The 1,638-nt window shown below is 70.5% G+C and carries 2 protein-coding genes; both read left to right on the top strand.

The features are described 5' to 3' along the window. Window positions 1-700: NAD(P)H-hydrate dehydratase (locus LQR33_RS19975; protein ID WP_231470184.1), on the top strand; the 700-nt coding region annotated here is incomplete at its 5' end. A 68-nt stretch (window positions 701-768) separates the two neighbouring features. Beyond that, a partial coding sequence (locus LQR33_RS19970; RefSeq protein ID WP_231470183.1) for a DMT family transporter occupies window positions 769-1,638 on the top strand: 870 nt, incomplete at its 3' end.

Raw genomic sequence — 1,638 nt, 5'->3', positions numbered from 1 at the left:
GCTGGCCGGCGGCGCCGGCAAGGTCTATCTGTGCCCGCTGGACGATCGGCTGCCGGTCGATCCGGCCGCGCCGGAACTGATGGTGCGCCCGGCGGACGAAGCCGCGGACCTGCCCGTCGCCGACGTGCTGGCCGTCGGCCCCGGCCTGGGCCGGCAGGAACTGGCCGAGCGGCTGCTGGAGCAGGCCATCGCCCGCGCCGTCCCGCTGGTGCTGGACGCCGACGCGCTCAATCTGCTGGCGGTCCGCCGCGACCTGGCCGCCCTCGTCGCCGAGCGCCGGGCGCCTACCGTGCTGACGCCCCATCCCGCCGAAGCGGGCCGGCTGCTGCGGCTGGGCGCCCAAGAGATCCAGGCCGATCGCGTGGCCCATGCCCGCCGGCTGGCCGCCGGCCTCAACAGCGTCGTCGTGCTGAAAGGCGCCGGCAGCCTGATCGCACGACCCGACGGCTACTACCGCGTCAACGACAGCGGCGGGCCGGAACTAGCCGTCGCCGGACAGGGCGATGTCTTGACCGGCCTCATCGCCGCGCTGCTGGCCCAGGGCATGGACGCCTTCGACGCCGCCTCGCTGGCCGTCCGGCTGCACGGACTGGCCGGCGACGGCTACCGCGCCGAAAACGGCGGCCCGATCGGCCTCTCCGCCTCCGCGACCATCCCCCGCCTCAGCCACGCGCTCAACCGCCTGCTGGCCGGAGGCTGAAGCGCTTTGCCGATGACGGCGGTTTGTGGTTAACATCGACCGGCAAGCCACCATACCGGAGAGCCGTCTTGTCGTCCGCCCATAATCAGAAGAAAGCCTACGCCTTCGGCCTCGGCGCCGTGCTGGCCTGGTCCACCGTCGCCAGCGCCTTCAAGCTCAGCCTGCAGCACCTCAGCCCAATGCAACTGGTGCTGTACGCCAGCGCCGCCTCCCTGCTGTCGCTGCTGTCCATCCTGGCCTGGCAGCGCCGCCTGCCCGAACTGGCCGCCGCTTTCCGCCTCCACTGGAAAAGCTCGCTGCTGTTCGGCGCGGTCAATCCCTTCATCTACTATCTGGTGCTGTTCCAGGCCTACTCGCTGCTGCCGGCGCAGGAAGCCCAGGCGATCAACTACACTTGGGCGCTGACGATGACCCTGCTGGCCGTGCCGCTGCTGAAGCAGAAGCTGCGCGCCCAGGACGCCGCCGCCGCGCTGATCTGCTATCTGGGCGTGCTGGTGATCGGCACCCGGGGACGCTTGCTCGAGCTGCACTTCTCCAACCAACTGGGCGTGCTGCTGGCGCTCGCTTCGACGCTGCTGTGGGCCGGCTACTGGATCTTCAACACCCGCGACGCGCGCGAGCCGGTACTGGGCCTGACGCTGAATTTCGCCTGCAGCCTGCCGCTGAGCCTGGCCTGGTGCGCCTGGCACGGCCAACTGGCTCTTCCGGCCTGGCAAGGGCTGGCCGGCGCCGCCTATGTCGGCGCGCTGGAAATGGGCTTCACCTTCGTGCTGTGGCTGTCGGCGATGAAGCTGACGCGCAGCACCGCCAGCATCGCCAACCTGATCTTCCTGGCGCCGATGGCGTCGCTGCTGCTGATCCACCTGATCGTCGGCGAGGCCATCCTGCCGTCGACGCTGCTGGGCCTGGCGCTGATCCTGGGCGGCCTGCTGGCGCAG

This window comes from Chromobacterium piscinae (assembly GCF_021129175.1).
Classification (GTDB): Bacteria; Pseudomonadota; Gammaproteobacteria; order Burkholderiales; family Chromobacteriaceae; genus Chromobacterium; species Chromobacterium piscinae.
This window is presented reverse-complemented; position numbering and strand designations above follow the sequence as displayed.